Source organism: Pseudomonas cichorii (genome assembly GCF_003700275.1).
GTDB classification, from domain to species: Bacteria; Pseudomonadota; Gammaproteobacteria; order Pseudomonadales; family Pseudomonadaceae; genus Aquipseudomonas; species Aquipseudomonas cichorii_B.
Genome location: NZ_RBRE01000010.1, coordinates 65,626 through 87,097, shown reverse-complemented (window position 1 = coordinate 87,097; position 21,472 = coordinate 65,626). Strand labels below are relative to the sequence as shown.

The following is a 21,472-nucleotide window of genomic DNA, read 5'->3' as shown; positions in this document are numbered from 1 at the left end:
CTGCGGGGCTAATGGCCAAAATTGAATTTGACTGGATATATATACAGTGCATGGCTCCGCACCGTAATAAAGGCACCTTTCCTTTAGCTGCGGCATTCCTCACTGAGTGCACGATGCCTTAAACGCCCTGAAACTCAATAATTCCGGATGCTCCAGCCACTTATAACGATTTTGTGCTGATACGAGCGCCCTCCTCTAAAGCGCTCTGGAGTGCCATTCTGTACGCTAGCAAAACCAATTCTGTATATACATACAGGTCGCCCGTCATGCATTCCAAATCCTGGAGAACTACCCGGGAGCAGATTACTGATGCGGCCACCGCTTTCCGCTAACAACGCGGTGGCGAAGGCTCTCGGAAATCACGTCGCCACTTTCGACCTAGAGGCATCCTAGCTCGCTGGGTAACCTGAGCACATCACTCACCGAGCGCATCCAGCTAGTTGAAGCGCTCTTCTCAGGAGCTTCACCATGACCAAGAAAACCTCCGGCTCGCAACAGCCTTCGTCTCAGCGTACGCAAGCGAACCATCGCTCAGATAGCCTGAACGTCAACAAGGGAACCAGCGGATCGAACATCACCAACTCCCGAGTGCACGGCAATCGGGGCAAGCAACTCAACCCTAACCAGCAGTAACTGACAACGGCATTCGGGGCATTATTGATGGAACGACAGTACACCTCCCCTACCCTCGGCGATGTTGCTCAGTACGCCGTGGCGGCTTGCGGCGTAATGCCCCGCAAAGCCCGTAATCGAGATGACGAGACTGAATTCGATCAGGGCATGGCCAAAACCTACCAGAAGAAGATGCAGCGGCTGGCGAAGGAGGATTGCAACCTACAAGAAGCCTTTGAAGATATTGCCCAACTTCTGACCGCTTCGCTGGGGCGGTACATTCGCTGTCCCTTCTGGGCCGAGCAGATCCGAGATCTGTTGAACGAGCTGTACGGGTCATACGCGTCCATGGTCAAACACATGGGCACCATGATGACCAAACGGGACACTACGCGCTTTTTCCTCACCAGCTACGGCATTGACGTTGCAGTGAGGTCACTGGCTCACAACTGGGTCGTGCTGCAGGGCTATATCTATGCTGCCCCGCAGCCTATGGAGCCTTGCTGGTACCTTCCTTCCAACGTGGAGGGCGAGCTTTCAACTCCGCTGGACAAAGTACTGGGCTGGGCATACAGCGCCTGCGGCCTCACGCTGGCCACCTTCCATGACCCGATCGGAGTGGTCGGGGATACGACGAAGCTCAAACAAAATGAGCGGGCTGTTAGGAGTTGGAAAAACGGAAAGCACCTTCCGTCCCTGCCGGCGCTAGTGAGCATTCTGGAGGATTCGTTCCAGGCGTTAGCTTCGATTGGGAAGCCTGTGGAGCAGAGACTTCAAGACGGCATCATCACCTGCGCCGCTATAGCACGCATCACCACATCCATTTCGAAGGATATTCAGGAGCAGCTGGGCACAGAATACCTTCAGGATCTCTTGGGACAGGCCCGGCTATACAGCGGCTGGATGAAGGCTGAAATCAACACGTACATGGCCAGCCTCAACCAAGCGGTCGACGCACGTCTTGCAGAGCATTTTGCGGCGGGGTTAGCCGATGAAATAATTCGGCTCGAAGCATTTGAGCGGGTAGAGCTTGGGATAAAGATGGCCCCACATTTCTGGGCCCTCTTTGAAGGCAAACGCCACAATGCAAGCGAGCTCTTGCTTAGCCATAGGGATGCGGAAGGTCATGTTTCTGACGACGTCGTTCAGTGGATAGCGATCCGCTACGGAGCCTACGCCGCCAGGGTTAGGTCTGACTCAATCTCTCGCTGGAGCATCGATAAGCCTGGACTGTTCGACCTCTACCTGCAGAAAGCCCTGTCCCTGAGAAACGGCTCAGATGTAACCCTAGCAGCAGTTGAGGCGCTACACGCAGAGATGACGTTGGCCGGTGTCGCCGAGCGTCTTCCATGGCTAATGCACTGGTTGAGAGGCATCGTGTGTTATCGAAAAGAGGACTATGGCACTGCATCTAGCCACTACATCAAAGCCTTCCAGCTCGCTAAGTATTCGGCCGGTGAGCTGCAGTACTCACTGGCTAACCAGTACTTGGAGGTGATGGCCAAAACCAAGCAATGGAGACGGTTTAAGCAAGGCGTCCGCTGGGCGAACTATTTGGATATCCCAGTCCGTTGGCTGCGCGAAAAGGAGCCCACCGAAGAAAATATCCGGAACGCCTACGGGATCTTGGGGCTTGAGGCGGTTCGCTACGCTCGAATGTAATGGTTGTCCCGGGATTTCGAGCGAGGGAGCTGACTGCGTGCACATTGAAGCGTGCCATTCATGGGACTGAACCTTGCCCAACGAGCTCATTGCAGCCCTGGGGGACGCTCTTCAATAGGACTCGCTCGGCCTGCGTAGTCACCACCAACCAATTTCCGCTCCCATTCCGGTGATCCATGCGTGATGGTAAATTGCCACTCTCGCCATCGGATTAGCGGCCAAAAGGAGTGCATTTTGAAGAAGGATTTACTGGTCACGTGCCTGGCTCTTTCCCTCACAGGGTGTGGAGATGGCGGTGAAATGTACAAGAAGGAGGCTGAAGGCCTTCGCTCGGACGTCAAATCCCTGCAGGCAGAAATTACTGCTGCCAAAGGCAGAATTGCGCAGCTTGAGCAGGAAAATACGGCTCTCAAAGAAACACCATCCGTCTTGTTGGCTCAGGTTCGGAAGGCTTCCGACAGTGGTGATGAAGCAGGTACTCAAGCAGCTTTGGCATCGTTGACTTCTCGCTACCCCGATTCTGCTGAAGCCAAAATCGGCAGCGGCGTCTTGCAGAGGATGGTCAAGGATCGTGAAGCCAAGGAGCAAGAGGCGCGCCGGCTGGCCGCGCTTGGGATGAAAGCGATCCCGGTCAAAGGCTCATTCACAGCAGACGACAGCTCTGTCTCGCTCCAATCTGCCCAAATCGTCAGCCAGTGGAGCTTCAACGATTACGGTGATGAGTATGAGTACCGGTCTGCCGAGCGTGGCTCTAAATACATCACGGCGAAGGTTACGTACTCATCGAAGAGCAAAGACCCAAGGCTTGCACCTCTCGTCGTCTACGCATCAAACGGCGATGAGTTAAAACGACTGGGCGTCATGGGTTTTGAATTCGTCAGCTGGAGCAGTTACGCGACGTTCCTAGGTAACTATCATGATGACGCGAATGATTTTGCGCACAAGGCGAGCATCAGATTCTCCATGGGGCTCCAAGTCCCCATTGAGGCGATAACCAAGCCGCTGTATATCGTTGCCTCCTCTTCGGGTTGCGCGGATCGCAGCTCGGAACGATTTGGTAACCCACCTGTGAGCTACTCGACCTACAGCTGCGACCAGGCCGCCCCCGGTGTCCTTCGTGCCAGCGGCTTCAAAGAAGGCCGGTTCGGCATCGTTAAGCGTATCGACTGAATCCAAGAAAGGACTCTCATTCATGAAGAAGGCTCTAATCGCAGGGGGCTTTGCCCTGCTCTGTTTGGTCATCTACACCCAGATTACGATTTTCGCCGTACCGCCAATTGGAGCGGTACCTGAGGGTCGGACAGTCATCATGCTCCGCCTCAACAAAACGAATTTCATTGATAGCGCAGATGCCATGTGCGTTCGCATCCAGGGCTATGTCAGCCTGATGTGCCGAGGGATGACCATGGCGGGTGTGGTGAAGGCTACGACCATCATTGCACGTCTTCCCTACTCGGAAACCATCTACAAAATTAGCACTGGTGGTAATACCTACGAACGATAGCCTGGGGGATCCGTGGCAGATCAAGGCGATGTTGCCGAGCTAGTGATTACTGATGTGCGAGCAAGAAGGGCCACCAAAGAACAGTGGCGTTCTAGGCCGGATCCTCTTGTGAGAATGCCCCTTGCGGGGATGATTTCTTACGGCGCCCTCCCCGCTTAATTCGGCGTGGCAAGCCAAGTCGAATCAACTCCACAACACTATCTCTTCGTCATTCGCATGCTCGGTGCAATTGCTCAGCAAAGAGAGGCAGAAAAAGCTCGGACTCGGCTATTTGCCACCAAACCTTGTTCTCATGCTTGTCGGTAAACGCCAGCAGATCGTGGGCCAGAAAGGCCTCAAATCCCTCCCGTGCGACCTTGTCTTCGGAGCTGAACTCATAGAGCCCTGCTTGGACGAGCAGCTTCTTGACGATCAGGGGCAACAACCACGCAGAGAAAAGTAGGTGGTTATGGCGTGGCCAGATGCTTCCCTTCTGACCGGTACCAGGGCCATGAGCGGCAGCATTGCGAGCGGCACTGAAATCATGAACCCAGGCGTCTAGTGGGCGGCTGACGTTGCTGTCCCAGTGTTTGCACCACCAGGATTCATCTAAATTGCCCTTGCGCCAGGCGGGCGGGTTCGGCAGCTCGTCGAAGTGTTCGTTGATGGCCCTGCGAAAGGCGGCTTTGTCATGCGGAACGGCCAGCAGCGTGTCGATGGCGACCCTCATCAGGATCAGCTCTGATCGGTCATCCATGGATGAAGCATCAGTGTTGGCCCTAAGGTAAGAGACGATCGCTTCGTCGATGCGCTCCTTCAGTTCTCCGTCAGGGAGTTTGAGCAAAGCTTCCAGCAGTGGTGTGTCGAGCGTTATGCGAGTGAGATTGTCGACGTGGTACGGCCGAACGAACTTGAGCTCCCCGCTCCCCGCCAGCATGTTTTGCGTATTGCCGTCACGCCGGCGCGTGGTCATGCAGGAATGAGTCGGCGTGCCGACATCAAACCGCTGCGCCACGACCTGTAGGGTGTCGGCGTTGTAGTACTCAAACGTTGAGCAGAACTTGCGTTGTGCTAAGGCGGAAAATGCGAGGTAGGAACCCTGAACCAACCGCTCCTGGATCTGGGCATCCGATGCTTCCAGGCCTGGAGTGTCCTCATCCCAGATGATGAGTGCCGCTTGATGGATCGGCTGCGAAGGGTGAGGCCCAACTCCTCGGTCTCCATAGTTACCTAGCACGCCGTCGAAAGCTGCCTGAGGGATGCCCAGCAGTTCGCCAGGGAGTCGACCGCGTTCGTACGGGATCAGGCGCATGCCTGCAATCCGAAGCTCCTCAGTAGCCACTACCCAAGGTAGAAAAAACACCACTGCCATAGCCACCCCAATCGCCGTCTAGATCACGAATCAGAGGATTGAAGATGGCTGCTGGCCTGGGGATTTGCAAGGTCGCCAGTTGAGATGGCTTACTGCGGTGAGGCGACCAAACCCTCATGTGACTCACCCTCAGCGAAGCCCGAACCCCATCCGCTTAAGCTCCTCGACAAGCTGTTCTCGGCCATGCAGGCTCGAGACGCTCCGAAGCCTGCTCACCACCTGCTCTGACCATCCCGACGCCTTCATCCCTTCGCGTTGATAGAACGCACCCAGGTGCTCATCGTATTCAGCGAGTGCAGCAGCTTCGCCGGTGGCCGAGTAAATTTCATGGTGGAGTACTGCACGTTGGGGCAGCCTCGGCTTGACCTTCGCCGGACGATCCTCGGATGGGTATCCGACGCACATGCCGAATACCGGGTAGACCTGAGGTGGCAAGCCAAGCTCCTTGGCGACACCTTCGATATCGTTACGGATGGCACCGATGTAGACGCTCCCGAGTCCCAGCGACTCCAAGGCGACCACGGCGTTCTGGGCTGCCAGGGCGGCGTCGATCGTTCCCAGCAAGAGGCTCTCCAGGTAAGGCAGCGCCTCCAGTTCGGTATCGCTCTGCTCACCGATCCTGGAAACCCTGGAGAGGTCGGCCAACCACACGAAGAACAGCGACGCTTGCCGGATATAGGCCTGGTTGCCTGCGAGTGCTGAGAGACGATCCTTTCGATCGGCGTCTTGAACAGCAACAACGCTCCAGACCTGCAGATTCGATGAGGTGGATGCAGACTGCGCCGCTGCGATCAGCGTCTCGATCGTTCCTTCTGGCAGAGGCTGATCTGTGAAGGCTCGGACGCTTCGATGATCGAGTAGTTGATCGAGGGTGTCATTCCATTGCTTGAGAGGCGTGATGTCCGGCGCGCCGTAGCGGGCTGCCAGTTTCGACTGGGCGGTAGCTGTCATGCGTGTCTCCAAGAAAGGAGACGAGGCTATCAAATCGAGCCCGCGCAATCACACCTCCTGGCTGAAGTTTCATTTACCATGCTGGCAAATCATCTGTCTAGCTAGGGCCAGCTCAAGTGAGCGGTCAGTCTGCAGCCGCGCGCCAGCATCAGCATCAAAAAGGTATAGGTCGTTGTCAGCACTGCCCCTCACTGCCCGTGAAGCCTATCAAGTCTTGCGAGACATCGCGTTGGGCATCCGCACCATGCGTCGTCTGGGCACTCAGTCTTGGGCTGAAATCTACTGCGGCCAAATGACCGTGGAAACTGACGGCTGGGTGCTCACGCTCTACAACGATTGCGACACGTTGGATTACTGCGATAGCTGCTACAACCCCGACGGGCGCGCGTACATCTTCGATTCGATGCAGCAGTACGGTACCGACCCGATCGAGCTCTTGAGTACCTGGGAGCACGCTCAGCTAGAGAATCTATTGAGAGCGTGTTGCCGCTGACCGAAAACTGACCCATTAAAGGCTGTTCTGCCGACTGAAAACTGGCCCAGGTGTTCAACTGCTTCTGCTCACTTTCCGAGCAGGAGAACACTAGGTGATCAGCATGGAAATGATGGGAAAAATCCGGCGGATGTACTTCCGCGACAAGCTCTCGCTGCACCAAATAGCCAAGCGTACCGGGCTATCCAGAAATACCATCCGAAAGTGGATCAGAACCCCCGAAGCCAAACAGCCGGTGTACCAGCGGCAAGCCGCTTTCAACAAGCTCAGTCCTTTCCACGAAACGCTGGAACAGGCACTCAAAGCCGATTTGCTTCGGGCCAAACACAACCGCAGAACAGCCAATGCTCTCTTCGAGCAGATCAAAGCCGAGGGCTACGACGGCGGCTACAGCCAACTGACCGCATTCATCCGCTCGTGGCGCGGCGAGCAAGGAAAATCCTTGCGAGCCTTTGTGCCGTTGACGTTCGCGTTGGGCGAGGCTTTCCAGTTCGACTGGAGTGAAGAAGGTCTGCTGATCGGTGGGCTGTTCAGGCGGATCCAGGTCTCCCACATGAAGCTCTGTGCCAGCCGCGCGTTTTGGCTGGTGGCCTATCCCAGCCAAGGTCACGAGATGCTGTTTGACGCCCACACTCGCTCGTTTGGGGCATTGGGCGGCATTCCTCGTCGCGGCATTTACGACAACATGAAAACGGCTGTCGACAAGGTCAGCAAAGGCAAGGGACGGACGGTCAACGCCCGTTTTGCCGTGATGTGCTCGCATTATTTGTTCGATCCAGACTTTTGCAACGTAGCCTCAGGTTGGGAAAAAGGGATTGTCGAGAAGAACGTCCAAGACAGTCGGCGGCGTATCTGGCTCGACGCTCAAGACTGCCTGTTTCATACCTTCGATGAGCTGAATGTCTGGCTCGGCCAACGCTGCCGAACTCTCTGGAGTGAGCTGCAGCACCCGCAATACAAGGGGCTTACGGTGGCAGATGTCCTGGAGCTGGAACGGGTGGAAATGATGCCGATGCCCAGCGCTTTCGACGGCTATGTTGAACGCACTGTGCGGGTCTCCAGTACCTGCCTGATCAGCGTGGCGCGCAATCGTTACTCGGTGCCTTGCGAGCGCGTCGGTCAGTGGGTCAGCAGTCGTTTATACCCTTCGCGGGTTGTGGTCGTTGCCGATGAGACAACTATCGCCAGTCATGAGCGGCTTTTTGATCGAGACCAGGTCAGCTACGACTGGCAGCACTACATCCCGCTGATCGCGCGCAAGCCTGGCGCGCTTCGCAATGGCGCTCCGTTTGCCGATTTGCCCAACCCATTGCGCCTGCTCAAGCATGGCCTGCGGCGTCACGTGAACGGTGATCGAGTCATGACACAAGTCTTGGCTGCGGTGCCCATTACCGGCCTGAACTCCGTTTTGGTGGCCGTGGAACTGGTGCTTGAGTCTGGCAGTTTGAGCGCGGATCACATCCTGAATGTCCTGGCTCGACTGACGTCCAGCGCACCACCACGCTCAGTAGAGACGAGCCTTCAGCTTAAGGTCGCGCCGGCGGCCAACACGGCCAGGTATGACCAACTGCGCGCGAAAGATGAGGAGAGCCGAAATGCGTGACTTGATGGCAGAACTTAAAGAACTTCGCCTGCATGGCATGGCGCACGCCTGGGAAGAACTGGCAGCCCAAGGAGAGGCCTCGACAGCGTCCTCAAAATGGTTGCTGGAGCATCTGCTCCAGCAGGAGCAAGCTGATCGTGCCGTGCGCTCCGTGAATCATCAGATGAACATGGCCAAGCTTCCCATGCACCGTGATTTAGCGGGCTTTGACTTCAGCGCTTTCAGCGCTGATGCCCGACTGGTCAAGGAGCTATCCAGCCTGGAGTTCACCGAGACGGCCCAAAACGTGGTGTTTATCGGCGGGCTTGGAACCGGCAAAACACACTTGGCCAGCGCACTGGCTGTGTCCGGGATCACCGTTCACAACAAACGAGTCCGCTTCTTCTCCACGGTAGACCTGGTCAATCTGTTGGAGCGTGAAAAGTACGATGGGAAAACGGGCCGGATTACACAGGGGCTGCTGCGCACAGACCTCGTCATCTTGGATGAGCTGGGCTATCTGCCCTTCAGCCAAAGCGGTGGCGCGCTGCTGTTTCATCTTCTGTCCAAGCTCTACGAGCACACCAGCGTGATCATCACGACCAACCTCAGCTTCTCGGAATGGTCGAGTGTGTTTGGCGACGCCAAAATGACCACAGCGCTGCTGGATCGGCTGAAGCACCACTGCCACATCGTTGAAACAGGTAACGAGTCCTATCGGCTGCAACACAGCACTCTAGCTGACCAGACAAAGATCAAGGCACGAGAGCGAAAGCGTAAGGAAGATGATGTTGCTGAGGACGATGAGCCATTTTGATCTTGATCGTAAGGTGCCCTGTCGCATGCATCATGTGGTGGGGCTTCGATCTTTAGAGGTCGAACAGGAATGCTACGCTAATCCACAATTGCTGATGACGAATCGGCAATCTGCCCTGGGTCATTTTTCAATCGGCAGGGTGGGTCAATTTTCAATCAGCGCCGACAGTCTGTAGTTACTCTCACCTGAGACGTGGGACATATGAGCAAGCCGTGTCCGGTCGCTGACTGAATTGCCCCGGACTCTCTAGACACCTTGCAAGCTCATTGCGTAACGCTTTTCAAACTCTACCGGTGACATCTGATTGTTGAAACCATGGCAACGCTTTGGTCTGAACACGTACCAAAGCAGTAATTGATATAACATAACGTAATGATGCTAGAGTGTTACTACATAACATTAGTAGGAAGATAGCGTCATGTTCAGATCTGCACATCGCGCCAGTGCTGGGGTTTTCACAAGTGCAGCGTTGACCGGCATTTTTTCGTACGCACCGGTGGCGGAGGCAGAAACCGGGACGGATAGCCTCACTGAGCTGGATGCGATTGAGGTTGTAGGCGAAGGGTTCGGGTCGGGGCCTATCAAGCCGCTTACACGCGGCAAGGTGAGTAACGCACCGGAAAGCCTGCCAGCGGCAGTGTCCACGATTACTCAAGAAGACATCCGTACGCTCAACGTCGACCGTGATATCTCCAACATTTATCGCCGTGTGCCAGGTGTGGTGGCCAACAACATTGACCAGGGTGACACCGGAAATGGTTTTCGTATGCGCGGCTTCACCACCAATGGCACACACGGTGCTGACGTGGCCGTTACTGTCGACGGCGTGCCACAGAACATTCCGTCGAGCCAGGGTGGTGCCGGACACGGCCCGGTTTTCCTGGAATGGCTGACTCCGCAGATGATCAAGCGCGTTGACGTCATCAAGGGCCCTGTATCAGCACTGTCTGGTGATCAGAACCGCGCCGGCTCGGTGAATATTGAGACTCTCGATGGTGGTGATGTAGCGTCAAGCATCGGCATGGACATCGCCAGCTTTGATGGCCTGCGCGGGAACCTGGTGCTAGGTAGCGAGCATGACGGCCTCGAATCGCTGTTCATCGCCGATACCTACCAGACCAATGGTTATCGCAAGGCTGCCGAGACCAACCGGGATAATTATTTCTGGAAGCTCTCCAAGGTTATCGGTGATGCGAAATACTCGGCCCGCTTCAGCCACTACGAGGCAGACTTCAAGAACGACGGTTATTTGAACCTCCCCGCGCTCAAGGCCGGCACGATCAGCCGCCGCAACACTGATAACTTGTATGGCTTTGGCAATGCCAACCGAAACACCTACGTGTTTAATAGGGTGCCTGCAGAGGGCGAAGAAGGTCTGTCCTATACGGCATACTTTGAAGATTTCAAGCGCGTGCGCGGTATCTCAAATGGCACCAACACCCATAATTATGGCAAGGATGACCGCGATATTTATGGTGGCCGCGTAGCCTACAACTTTGTGTACAAAGACTCGACGGCACTGATGGTGGGTGCCGACGTGCGCCGCGACAAAGGCGATGCCTTCCGCCAGCAATACCGCAACTTTGAACCCACGCAGAACTACTACTTTGACTTCGATCAGGATCTGATCACCTACGGCGTGTTCGCCCAAGGACAGTACAAGCCGGTGGATTCTCTGAAGTTGCTTGCTGGCATTCGCTACGACCGCTTCGACTACGACATCGAAAACCTGAAGTTTCGCGATGCTGATACCGGCTACAACAGCTCAGTCACCACACCTAAGCTCGGCCTGGTTTGGACACCGAACGAGCAGTTCGAGCTGTTTACCAACGCGGCTCAAGGTTTTCGGTCACCGGCGGCGGAATACATCAGTTCCGGAAGCAGTAGTGCATTGCCGCTGAGCGAGACTGGCGGTCGGATCAACAGTAGCGTGCGCCCAAGCAAGGTCACGTCGTATGACATAGGTTTCACCGTGCGCCCAACCGAGCGCCTTTCCAGCACCACCGAGTTCTACTACATATTGAACGACAGCGAGACGCTGCAGACCTCACCGGGTGTCTTTGAGCAGGCCAGCGACACCACGCGCAAGGGCGTGGAGACCAGTTTCAACTACCAGCTCACCTCCACCATCAGCACATACGCCAGCTATGGCAGGATCATCGATGCTTCAATCAATAATCCCGCACCTGGCACCGGCGATCAGTTGCCAGTGCCCGAGCACACCTACAAGGCAGGCGTGCAACACCGCGATGCATTCATGGGTGGCCATCTGACGCTCAACGCTGATGTCTACCACCTCGCCGGCATTCCTTACTACGTTGGCACCACGAAAAAGGAAATGCCGGTCTACACCCGGTATGATCTGCGTGCGTCTTACGACTATGACCAGTACCAGTTCAGCATGTACGGTACCTTCCAGCCCCATCGCTACGGAACTGAAGTCGCTTATGGCACAAGCGCCGGGCTCGTGATTGTTCCGCAACCCTCAACGACCCTGGGCGCGTCTGTCAGGTATTTCTTCTAATAACGACGACTGAACACGGATCGTTAGACGCTGGCTCTTGAGCCGGTGTCTTCGGTCCAGAGCTCAACATAACGGCATTCAGTCGTTAAAAAACACCGCTATCTTGTTCCCCGCCGGATCTCGCAGATAGGCGACATAGAAGCTTGGCGTGTAAGCGGCGCGGGTTCCTGGAGCGCCCTCATCCTCACCTCCATGCGCCAGGCCTGCAGCATAAAGCGTGTCGACCTGGGCACGAGACTCGGCACGGAAAGCCGGCATCATCCCGTTACCTGCCGTTGCGGGTTTCCCGTCGAATGGTTTACCCACATGCACCGTCCCAGGCCCGTTCAACTTGTCGACGGTATTGGGAAGCGAATAGCTGCCGACTTCTTCGGAGTAGTCCTTTTCGTACCTCAACGGCAGAAGAATTGAATCGTAGAAGACCAAGGATGCATCGACATCATTTGCACCGATCCACAGGTAGCTGAGCATGATAGTCTCCTGAGACTGCTTGATGGATATATCATGCGACCGGCTCCACGTAGCTAGATTCACCTCCGCCAGTCGGGTAGGCGATGGCAGAGACAGGGAGAACACCGAGTCTTAAGCGGTCACCAGCGCATGGTCCTGCCTCTTCTGCGTCAACCAACTAGCACATCTGCACTATAGGTGACGCTCACTCATCGCCCTTAAACTACCCAAACACTCGACAGCCTGCGCTTTCACTGTCTCCGTACATACATGAAAAAATCAACACTACTCTTACTTTCAGAGGTAACGGGCATGGGTACTTATTGTCAACTGGCAAGGCTCAAAGGTTTGGCGACTGCAGGAATGTTAATGGTGGCCTTGACGGCATGCTCAAGCGGTGGCGGAAGTTCATTCGGTGGGCTGGACTCTCTGACAGGCGAAGGGATATACGCGCCTGAGTTCATTAAAGGCAATATCGTTGTCAAAAAATCCACAAAAGAACAGATTCGCGAAAAATTTGGTACGCCGTCAAACGTGACAGACAACTTGGGCAACGACACCTCTGTATGGCTGTACGATCGTAAGGACTCCAAGCTGGGTAAGCTGGCGGACATGGCTTATAAATATACCAGTCGGTACGGTGCCGGGGGCTCTGCCAGTGCCATCATCGGCGGACAGAACAAGGTGGGTGACGCTCAGGAAATCATGGATGACGCCGGTACTGTCTCAGGCAGTAATGCCCCGGGTCAAAAAGTGAAAGTTGAGAGGCTGTATATCGAGTTCAGGGGTAACGTCGTGAGCGGTTTCAGAACCTATTGATAATGGTCACTGTCTTTACTTGTTAAAAAATATGGCTCGGGGATGGCGCGAATCCATCTGACACAAGATTGCATTAGAGCAGATTGGTAGTCCACCCCTGACTATTAGCCACTGATATAAATCAACTTATTCCTGTCCGGACTTTCAAGACTACATGCATGCAGTCACCAGGACGAGAAGACTGGGCAGTAGGCTCTCGCTTTCATTGTGTCGTGAGTTATGCAATCGGCACTTTAACCCATTGCACAGGACGTTTATGGTCATACCCTACCTGCCGTTGCTGCTCTGGAACAAGCACTGGAAGCTGAGCGGTGAGTCTGTGTACTGTCAATACTGTAGCTGCTCGCAACAACTGGCAGATCATCGTCCTTTCAGGCACGCAAAGAATTGCCCTCTGTTTGCCAGAAAATCCCCTGGCCGAGAGCTGGGCCAGATCATCGAACAAAAAATCAACGCAGGGCTGTTTTAGTCTCAGCAACGTCAATGGTTTACTGAGTCAGCGCCACATCCGCCAGTTCAACACCACACATCTCGGCAAGTGCTTGCACCACCAGCGCGTGATCCTGTCTCTGCGGCAGGCCTGACACAGTAACGACGCCTATAAATCCAACGCATTCGACCTGCAGGGGAAAGCTGCCGCCGTGGCATGCATAGTCACGTGGAGGAAGCCCCATTGAAGCTTCCAACGAGTTGCCGTCTGCAAATGACAGGCCCACCCGATAAGAACTCTGGCCCATCAATTCCACAACATTCCTTTTTCGGCGAGCCCAGTCAGTATTGCTCGAAGTCGTTCCGGGCATGGCGTAGAAAAAAACAGTCTCGCGAGCAAGTCGGATTTCAATCGTCGTGCTCACCCCTGCTGCTTCGCACAGGGTTTTCAATCTGAGCCCAAGCTCCCATGCAGCAGCTTTGTCGAATGCTTTGAACTGGAGAGCCTTTTCCTGAGCTTCAATACGCTGTAGATCTCTCTGTCGCGCAATATCCATTAACTGTGGGTCCTTTCTCTAATGTCTGCGAAGACTCGGTTTCAGATGGGACGTAATGATAGGCCATCCTTTACTGCAAACGCATACGCTTGATGTCGCGCTGTGGTGGCTCTCCGAACAGTCGGCTGTACTCGCGGCTGAACTGGGAGGAGCTTTCATAGCCGACAAGCCCTCCGGCACTGCTGGCATCGACGTTTTGACTTAACATCATTTGCCGCGCAGCCTGGAGCCTGAGTTGTTTTTGGTACTGCAGCGGACTCATCCCTGTAACGGTCCGAAAATGTTGCCGAAAGGTCGAGGGACTCATGTGAGCCGTCGCCGCCAGCTCATCGACTTTGAGCGGATTGCGAAAATTCAGCTTCAACCAGGACAGGCATCTGGCAATGTGCTGGCTTGGTGAGCCGGCGCTGATGATATGCAGCAATTGAAGGCTATGGGGACCGCTTAATATGCGTACTACTATTTCCTCAATGATTAGCGGTGCCAGGACGTCAATCAAGCATCGATCCTCAAGCAACGCGACCAGCCGCTCCAGCGCACCCAGTATATGAGCATCCAACGCATGCACAGTGACAGGGCGGAACCCCTCATCTTTCATTCGCTGAGATAACTTCAGCCGTTCTGCTACCTGCACAACTATTGTGCTATCCAAAGCCAACAACAACCCGATAAAGGGCTGGGATGCACTGGCACTGGTGACATTGGCCAACACGGGAATGTCGACGCTCGTCACCAACGACTGGCCAGGACCATAGGCCAGAACCTCCTTGCCAACCACGACCTGTTTGCTTCCCTGCAGCGTCAGGCCGAGTCCGAGTGCGTAAATGCAGTGTAACGGCGCCGTTGCTGCGTTGCGGCGGTGAAAACTGAGTCCTGGAATTGCGCTGTAATGATCACCTTCCTGTCGAAGAATCTGCCCTATTCTTTCGGCCAAACGGGTAATGTCCGTGATATCGCAAGCATCTTTGAGAGCTGAACTCATAATTTTCCCCGATGTACCGCTAGAGTGCGTTTTTGCTAATGCCATTACTTACCCGAACCACATCGGACATGACCGCCAGTGCGATCTCGGCAGGTGTCTTGCTACCCAGGTTCAAACCGATAGGAGCGTGGATGCGATTGATACCTTCATCGTCCAGACCTCCGATACGCCTGACGCGCTCAAGGCGCTTTTCACTGGTTCGTCGCGACCCCATTGCTCCAATGTAGAACGCTGGCGTCCTTACTGCCTCCATCAACGTCAGGTCATCGAGGCGAGGGTCGTGAGTCAATGCGACGACAGCCGTCGATGCATGGCAGCCCCCCTGAGCAATGTAGGTTGCAGGAAGCATTTCAAACAGCGCGACACCGGGCATTTGGAATGTCGAAGTCAGCTCGGCACGCGGATCACACACAATGACCTCGTATCCCAGCGCAACTGCGAAACTGGCACAGAACTCTGCTACCGGCGACAAACCCGCGATCAAAAGCCGCCGTACGGCCCCTACCCTCAACCGAACTTGCTCATGCTCAACAGTGACTGGCGCGCACGCCATGTCAGCATCTTCCATATAGGCATCGTTCGTTCCCAGGACGACACGGCGCACAATTAACTGACGCCCCTGCAGAGCCTGCTCAAGCTTCGCGAAATACTCACGTCCCGAGCAGTTGGCCTCGAAATACTCAACGAGAACATCAAGCACGCCGCCACAAGGCAACTCCAGGTTTGGAGTAAACCCGCCCTCCCCGTATCGAATGATCTGGCTGCTAGGCACGAATTCATGTCGACCCAGTCGCTCCAGAAAATCTTCCTCCACACAGCCACCAGAAAGCGAGCCGCAGAACCCTCCCTGCGCCAGTGCTACAAGCATCGCACCGGGCCCGCGAGGCGCAGACCCGAATGTTGAAAGGACAGTGCAAAGCCACACGCCCTCGCCTTGTTCCAGCCAAGTCGAGGCCTGCTGGATAACCTGAAGATCCAGACTGTTCATATATCAGGCGAGCAACTTGTCCAGCGTGAAAGGGAGATCACGAATACGCTTGCCCGTTGCGTGGTAAACCGCGTTACCGATGGCGGCTGCTACTCCGACGATGCCAAGCTCACCCACGGCCTTACCGCCCAGGGCACTGGCCTGCAAATCGGGTATGCCTACATCGATAGTGATGATTTCAGGCACGTCGGCATTCACCGGAACGACGTAGTCAGCAAGGCTTGCGTTGACAATTCGACCATCACGGCGATCAATGTGGCCCTCTTCAAAAAGGGCCTGTCCGATTCCCATAATCATCCCCCCCATCCACTGGCTCTCAGCCAGCTTGGGGTTGTAGACCCTGCCACTGTCGAACGCTGCCACCATGCGCTTGACCTTGACCGTGCCGAAGTCTTCGTCCACTCGAACCTCGACGAAATGGACACCCCAACTGTGCGCAGATACCCCGCCATTAGTCGCAGGCAGCATTTGGCTGAACCCGTACGCGGCGGCATCACGATCGGCCTCGGTCGCACCGGATTTGAAGGTGTCGGTTGATATCTCGAATCGCTGTTTGCCAATCGCTTTCAGCAGGTCACCCAAAGCGATGCCGTCGCCCGGTCTCTGTGACGGTTTTATGCGCCCGTTCTTGAATACCAAGTTGGCGATGTCCATGCCATGCAGAGGAGATTTCGGGTCGGTTGTCGCCACACGCAGGATCTCGTTGCGAGCAACTTTTGCCGCCTTGTAGACCGCTCCTGTCAGGTTGTTTGCCAACTGGGAGCCGCCGGCAACGGGAGCCCGTGGCAAATTGGTGTCGCCGAGACTGACCTTGACCGCACTGGTCGGGACGTCGAGTACTTCGGCTGCAGTTTGCGCAAGGATGGTGTAGGTGCCAGTCCCCAGATCGGTACCACCGCTCAAGACATCTATCCGGCCATCGCGATGAATGATGATCTTCGCTTCCCCAGGCGTTCGCCACACGGGATAGGTTCCCGCGGCCATGCCCCAGCCAATCAGCTCGCGCCCCTCCCGCATCGAACGTGGCTTCGGATTACGATTGGCCCAGCCGAAGGCGTTTGCACCCGCGATGTATCCTTCTCTAAGACGGCGTGTCGTCCAGGGAATATTTGCCTTCGGATCCCGGGCCGCCCAGTTGCGCAGCCTCAGTTCGACCGGATCGAGACCAAGCTCTACAGCCAGCTCATCCATGGCAGTTTCAAGCGCATAGGTACTGATATTTTCGCCGGGCGCACGCATCCAGCCAGGATTGACGGTGTTCACCGGAATGATGCTGTGACGGGCGAGCATATTGGGCGTGGCATACATCAGTGCGGTCACTGAAGTACTCGGTTCCAGATGCGTGTCGTCGATAGCGGTCTCGTTCCATCCCTCATGCACTACCGAAACCAGCATGCCTTGACTGGTGGCCCCCAACGCCAACTTCTGACTCGTACGGGGCCGGCCACCAAAGCCTGTAAATGTCTGAGGGCGCGTCAACGACACCTTCACGGGGCGGCCCAATGCCCTGGACGCGGCACAGGTCATGGCGACATGAGGATGTGGTGCAATCTTGCAACCGAATCCGCCCCCCACAAAAGGTGAAACAACCCGCACCTTGTCCATCTCAAGCCCCATCCATTGGGCAATGACTTTACGCGCGCCGCCGACCCACTGGCTCGACTCATACACCGTAAGCTTGTCTGCTTCCCAGTGAGCGATGCATGCATGTGGCTCCATCGGAACGTTGTACTCACGAGGCGTGGTGTAGATGCCTTCTACTTTTACCGCAGCTGCTGCAAAAGCGGCGGGCGCGTCCCCCCACCTGGCTTGCAGGTCATCGATAGGTTGAGGTTTTGCGCGTGCATCATCAGGATCGATAATGGCTGTCGTTTGCTGGTAGGTGACCTTGACCAGGCTTGCAGCCTCAGTCGCTTGCTCGAACGTTTGCGCCACGACCAACGCTATGTGCTGGCCATTCCAGCGCACCTGGTCATCCTGTAGCGGAGTAAAATTCTCGGTTGCAGCACCACCCTTGATGAATGGGGTCGCTGGCTGAATCGCGAGCGGATTGAGATGTGTGTAGATGGCAATCACCCCTGGAGCCTTTTCTGCCACCCTGACATCGATTGCGGTAATGCGGCCTGCGGGAATGGTCGATTGCACCACCACACCGTAGAGCATTCCTTCGATGGTCTGCTCAATGGCATAGCGGGCCTCGCCTCTGACCTTGAGGCCGCCGTCTTGACGGGATGCCCGTTCACCCAGGGCACCATTCTGTTCTTTTTCGATCAGCGGCGCTGCCTCACCCGTCAGCGGGTTGAGTGCCAGGCCCGTGTACGCAACTGCTGAGCCTGCAGCAGCAGTCTTGAGCAGCGTCCGGCGATAAACCCTGGGGTTGAAGAGATCGCTCATACCAGACCTCCAGCGGTCATCAGTGCTCGCGCAACTACGCGAGGTGCAAGGACTATCTTGAAGCCATTGTGTTCGCGAGCCTGAGCGCCGCTGACGGAGAGTCGTGCGGCCTCACGAATCGCTTTCTCGGTGAATGTTCGGCCAATCAAAGCCTGCTCCACGGCACGTGCCCGCCAGGGTTTGGTCCCCACGCCACCCATGGCGATGCGGACATCCTTGATGGTTTTGCCGTCGTCTTCGAGTTCGACCCCGACGGCAGCGCTTGCAGCCGCGAACTCATAAGAGGCGCGATCACGCACCTTGAGGTAGTGAGAGCGTTTGAGGGCGGCTATCACGGGTACTTCAACCCCAATGATCATCTCTCCGGCAGCGAGGTCGTGCTCAATGTCCGGGCGTGCGCCGGGCAACCGATAGAAGTCCTCGGCGAGAACTTGGCGCTCATTTGCGCCGCTAATCAGGACCCTGGCATCGAAAGCAACCAGCGCCACGGCAAAGTCGCCGGGATAAATGGCGATGCACTCATCACTGGTTCCCAGCACTGCATGGTTGCGATTGATCCCGTTCAGTGCAGCGCATCCCGATCCAGGGTTACGCTTGTTGCATTCAGGATAGGCATCCGGGTCACGAAAATAGGTGCACCGCGTGCGCTGCATCAGATTGCCGCCAATCGAGGCCATGTTTCGCAACTGCGGCGATGCGGCGCGCCAGAGAGCTTCACTGAGAACGGGGGCCTGGGTCTGAACCCGAGGGTTGGCGGCAACATGACTCATCTTCGCCGAAGCCCCGATATGAATATCCCGGGCGCCCACACTAATGGCGTTCAAACCTTGCAAGTGGCTGATATCGACTAACCGGGCAGGACGTTCCACGCCGCATTTCATGAGATCGAGTAGTGTTGTTCCTCCAGCGAGAAAACGAGTTTCCGGCAAGACGACTTCCTGTCGCGCATTGGCGACATCACTGGCGCGAATATAGTCAAACGCTCTCATGCCTTATCCCCCTGCAAGCGGGCAGCTGCAGTGCGCACGGCCGTGACGATGTGTGGGTAGGCACCGCACCGACAAATATTACCGCTCATGTACTCACGAATCGCATCATCAGACCCCGTGTGTCCCTCGCGGATGCAGGCGACTGCGGACATAATCTGCCCTGGAGTGCAGTAGCCACATTGAAAAGCATCAAACTCGACGAAAGCAGCCTGCACGGCATGCAAAGTACCGTCCGCCCGGGCAAGCCCTTCAATGGTCGTCACATCACGACCTGCGACCTGCGCCGCAAGCGTCAAACAGCTCAAAACCCGCTCACCGTCGACATGAACCGTGCAAGCACCACACTGACCCTGATCGCAGCCTTTCTTGGTTCCGGGAAGAAATGCATGCTCGCGAAGCGCATCCAGCAAAGTGGTACGCGCATCAAGCTCAAAGGCCAGGGATGCACCATTGATGGTGAGCTGAAGTCTGTTGCGGTCTGCCATGATGGCCTCTCCAATAGTGTCCGAAAGCGCCACACCATCCATCAAGCGCCCTTCTGCTGATTAGTATGCTTGGCCAGCAACAAGCAGATTTGCCTGATAAAGGGTGTTTATTGCCCAATCCAACGATTCACTGGCAAACAACTCACTCGTAACAATGTGTTTCAGTGATATCGACTGCCCGAAATGATTGATTCAGCGGCGCCATAGTGTTGGCAGGATGTTCACTAAATAAACTTTCTCAACTTCAAGACCTTGAGCAGATCAACATTGAACTCAAACTTGCGCGCAGACAAAAAAAGTCTGGAATATCATCGTGTGCACCTGAAAGCTGTGCGCAATCTGGACTAGATCGGGCTCATTCTGTTTTGGATAGGCCAGCGCATGCTCACCGGCCTCTTTCGATAACCAGTACAGATGAAGTTGGACTGCATTTTGATATTCGTTTATCTGCACTCTCGCGCCAACAAAGCCTGGATGCTGACAAGTGAACTGTTCAGTATGCTTCGTCAGCGCTTTGACTAGCGCCTGGACAGAGAGCGGGCTGACGAGCATTTCCAAAGTCTGGCCAAAACCATGTTCACCCGATGATTTGCTCATGAATAATCTCCAGCACGCTCTCTACGACATGGACAATCGATGCACTGGCGCTCGCCTGTGCGCTACAACATCAGTCCGCCCAGTTCTGCAACCAGTAAGCGTAAGGTGTCGGCAACACCGAGGCCGGATCAGAAATACCCAGCGCCCGCGCTGCCTGGAATGGCCAGTGAGGATTGGCCAGTAGCGTCCGGGCAAAACAGACAAGATCCAGGGATCCGGAGCGTACGAAATCATCGGCCTGATGAGCGTCTGTAATCATCCAGCTTGTGCCGACAGGCAGGCCCGTTTCAGTGCGTATGCGCTGTGCAAACGGCACCATGAAATTCGGTCCCCATGGCACCGGCTCGCCAGGCACCGCAAGGGAGAGAGAGCAATCCACGAAATCTACACCCTGCTCCTGCAACCAGCGAAGCACCTGAGTCGTCTCCGCCAGTGACTCTTCGAGATCCTCTTCAAAATCGATGATGCCAAAACGAACCGTCAGCGGGAGATTGGAGGGCCAGACCTGCTTTACCGCGGTTACAATTTCCAGCAGGAAACGCGCTCGGTTGGGCAACGATCCGCCGTATTCGTCAGTACGAATATTTGCCTTCGCAGAGATAAAACTTTGGCCAAGAAAACCGTGCGCAAAATGCAGTTCCAGCCATTTGAATCCTGCACGATGGGCTCGCTCAGCAGCGCTCGCGAAGTCAGCTTGTATGTTTTTGATTCCTTCGAGCGTCAACTCGTCAGGAATATAGGAAGAGTCCGGCGCGTAAGGGAGAGCACTCGATGAAACAGGCTTCCAGCTCTGCTCATCTGACTCTTCGAGTGGATGCCCTCCCATCCAGGGTGGCGTACATCCGGCTTTTCGCCCGGCGTGACTCAGTTGAATGCCGGGCACAGCTCCGGCGTTTTTGATTAGCGAGACAATATCGGCAAAACTGGCAACATGGTTATCACTCCAGATCCCGGTATCGCCAGGTGTGATCCGGCCCTCAGGATTGACTGAAGTAGCCTCGACCACTACCAAACCTGCCCCGCCTTTTGCCAGTGTTTCATAGTGGGTTTTATGCCAGCCATTGAGCATGCCATCCACGGCTTGGTACTGACACATTGGCGAAGCCACAATGCGGTTACGCAGCGTGACATCCTTCAGTCGGTATGGTGAAAACAGCGAGGTCATGAGCTAATCCGCTTGTTGATTTGATAAGCGGATTATGGGCTTTGCAGGGAGCTTGTTATTTGCCTGATAGAAGCGAAAGACTGCACAAAATGACGCGATTTCAGAATGGCAATACCGTTTG

At 55.5% G+C, this 21,472-nt stretch carries 20 protein-coding genes; 9 read left to right on the top strand and 11 right to left on the bottom strand.

The window, feature by feature from the left end; genetic code table 11:
* Positions 1-468: 468 nt before the first annotated feature.
* The 4 genes from ALQ04_RS26845 to ALQ04_RS02315 all read left to right on the top strand — a co-directional run bounded on the left by ALQ04_RS26845 (position 469) and on the right by ALQ04_RS02315 (position 3,778).
* On the top strand, positions 469-633 hold the full coding sequence (locus ALQ04_RS26845) for a hypothetical protein (protein WP_183142087.1): 165 nt from the start codon (positions 469-471) through the stop codon (positions 631-633).
* 27 nt (positions 634-660) lie between these two features.
* On the top strand, positions 661-2,274 hold the full coding sequence (locus ALQ04_RS02325; RefSeq protein WP_122314245.1) for a hypothetical protein: 1,614 nt from the start codon (positions 661-663) through the stop codon (positions 2,272-2,274).
* A gap of 234 nt (positions 2,275-2,508) precedes the next feature.
* The gene (locus ALQ04_RS02320) at positions 2,509-3,444 is read left to right on the top strand and encodes a hypothetical protein (RefSeq protein ID WP_122314244.1); all 936 of its coding nucleotides are present in this window, start codon (positions 2,509-2,511) and stop codon (positions 3,442-3,444) included.
* Between the two features lie 22 nt (positions 3,445-3,466).
* Positions 3,467-3,778: a hypothetical protein gene (locus ALQ04_RS02315; protein WP_122314243.1), complete on the top strand. Its 312-nt coding sequence runs from the start codon at positions 3,467-3,469 to the stop codon at positions 3,776-3,778.
* 208 nt (positions 3,779-3,986) lie between these two features.
* Here ALQ04_RS02315 and ALQ04_RS02310 read toward each other — a convergent pair whose 3' ends face one another.
* Together ALQ04_RS02310 and nfsA are read right to left on the bottom strand one after the other, a co-directional pair.
* Complete coding sequence (locus tag ALQ04_RS02310) at positions 3,987-5,069, bottom strand: hypothetical protein (protein ID WP_259644880.1); 1,083 nt, start codon at positions 5,067-5,069, stop codon at positions 3,987-3,989.
* 189 nt (positions 5,070-5,258) lie between these two features.
* Positions 5,259-6,080, bottom strand: coding sequence for an oxygen-insensitive NADPH nitroreductase (gene nfsA, locus ALQ04_RS02305; RefSeq protein ID WP_122314261.1), 822 nt, complete (start codon positions 6,078-6,080; stop codon positions 5,259-5,261).
* Between the two features lie 172 nt (positions 6,081-6,252).
* On the opposite strand from nfsA, the gene ALQ04_RS02300 reads away from it, so the two are divergent.
* From ALQ04_RS02300 to ALQ04_RS02280, 4 genes are all read left to right on the top strand, one after another.
* Positions 6,253-6,573, top strand: a complete 321-nt coding sequence (locus tag ALQ04_RS02300; protein WP_122314241.1) for a hypothetical protein — start codon at positions 6,253-6,255, stop codon at positions 6,571-6,573.
* 103 nt (positions 6,574-6,676) lie between these two features.
* The gene (gene istA / locus ALQ04_RS02290) at positions 6,677-8,176 is read left to right on the top strand and encodes an IS21 family transposase (protein ID WP_183142090.1); all 1,500 of its coding nucleotides are present in this window, start codon (positions 6,677-6,679) and stop codon (positions 8,174-8,176) included.
* The gene (istB, locus tag ALQ04_RS02285; RefSeq protein WP_122314240.1) at positions 8,169-8,972 is read left to right on the top strand and encodes an IS21-like element helper ATPase IstB; all 804 of its coding nucleotides are present in this window, start codon (positions 8,169-8,171) and stop codon (positions 8,970-8,972) included. Before istA ends, istB begins: the two co-directional genes overlap by 8 nt.
* 418 nt (positions 8,973-9,390) lie before the next feature.
* Complete coding sequence (locus tag ALQ04_RS02280) at positions 9,391-11,496, top strand: TonB-dependent receptor (RefSeq protein WP_122314239.1); 2,106 nt, start codon at positions 9,391-9,393, stop codon at positions 11,494-11,496.
* A 78-nt stretch (positions 11,497-11,574) separates the two neighbouring features.
* On the opposite strand, the gene ALQ04_RS02275 is transcribed toward ALQ04_RS02280, so the two are convergent.
* On the bottom strand, positions 11,575-11,967 hold the full coding sequence (locus ALQ04_RS02275) for a VOC family protein (protein WP_122314238.1): 393 nt from the start codon (positions 11,965-11,967) through the stop codon (positions 11,575-11,577).
* Between the two features lie 249 nt (positions 11,968-12,216).
* On the opposite strand from ALQ04_RS02275, the gene ALQ04_RS02270 reads away from it, so the two are divergent.
* Entirely contained in the window at positions 12,217-12,765 is a 549-nt protein-coding gene (locus ALQ04_RS02270) for a hypothetical protein (protein ID WP_259644879.1), read from the top strand.
* 488 nt (positions 12,766-13,253) lie between these two features.
* Here ALQ04_RS02270 and ALQ04_RS02265 read toward each other — a convergent pair whose 3' ends face one another.
* The 8 genes from ALQ04_RS02265 to ALQ04_RS02230 all read right to left on the bottom strand — a co-directional run bounded on the left by ALQ04_RS02265 (position 13,254) and on the right by ALQ04_RS02230 (position 21,351).
* Positions 13,254-13,751 (bottom strand): heme-degrading domain-containing protein, encoded by a 498-nt coding sequence (locus ALQ04_RS02265; protein ID WP_122314236.1) that lies wholly within the window; start codon positions 13,749-13,751, stop codon positions 13,254-13,256.
* Positions 13,752-13,821: 70 nt separating this feature from the next.
* Positions 13,822-14,733: an AraC family transcriptional regulator gene (locus ALQ04_RS02260; RefSeq protein WP_122314235.1), complete on the bottom strand. Its 912-nt coding sequence runs from the start codon at positions 14,731-14,733 to the stop codon at positions 13,822-13,824.
* Positions 14,734-14,752: 19 nt separating this feature from the next.
* Entirely contained in the window at positions 14,753-15,721 is a 969-nt protein-coding gene (locus ALQ04_RS02255) for an XdhC family protein (RefSeq protein ID WP_122314234.1), read from the bottom strand.
* Between the two features lie 3 nt (positions 15,722-15,724).
* The gene (locus tag ALQ04_RS02250) at positions 15,725-18,115 is read right to left on the bottom strand and encodes a xanthine dehydrogenase family protein molybdopterin-binding subunit (RefSeq protein WP_122314233.1); all 2,391 of its coding nucleotides are present in this window, start codon (positions 18,113-18,115) and stop codon (positions 15,725-15,727) included.
* Complete coding sequence (locus ALQ04_RS02245) at positions 18,112-19,104, bottom strand: xanthine dehydrogenase family protein subunit M (protein ID WP_122314232.1); 993 nt, start codon at positions 19,102-19,104, stop codon at positions 18,112-18,114. The genes ALQ04_RS02250 and ALQ04_RS02245 overlap by 4 nt, the downstream gene beginning before the upstream one ends.
* On the bottom strand, positions 19,101-19,589 hold the full coding sequence (locus tag ALQ04_RS02240; RefSeq protein WP_122314259.1) for a (2Fe-2S)-binding protein: 489 nt from the start codon (positions 19,587-19,589) through the stop codon (positions 19,101-19,103). The genes ALQ04_RS02245 and ALQ04_RS02240 overlap by 4 nt, the downstream gene beginning before the upstream one ends.
* Before the next feature lie 273 nt (positions 19,590-19,862).
* On the bottom strand, positions 19,863-20,186 hold the full coding sequence (locus tag ALQ04_RS02235) for an antibiotic biosynthesis monooxygenase (protein WP_122314231.1): 324 nt from the start codon (positions 20,184-20,186) through the stop codon (positions 19,863-19,865).
* Between the two features lie 70 nt (positions 20,187-20,256).
* Entirely contained in the window at positions 20,257-21,351 is a 1,095-nt protein-coding gene (locus ALQ04_RS02230; RefSeq protein ID WP_122314230.1) for an NADH:flavin oxidoreductase/NADH oxidase, read from the bottom strand.
* Positions 21,352-21,472: the final 121 nt, after the last annotated feature.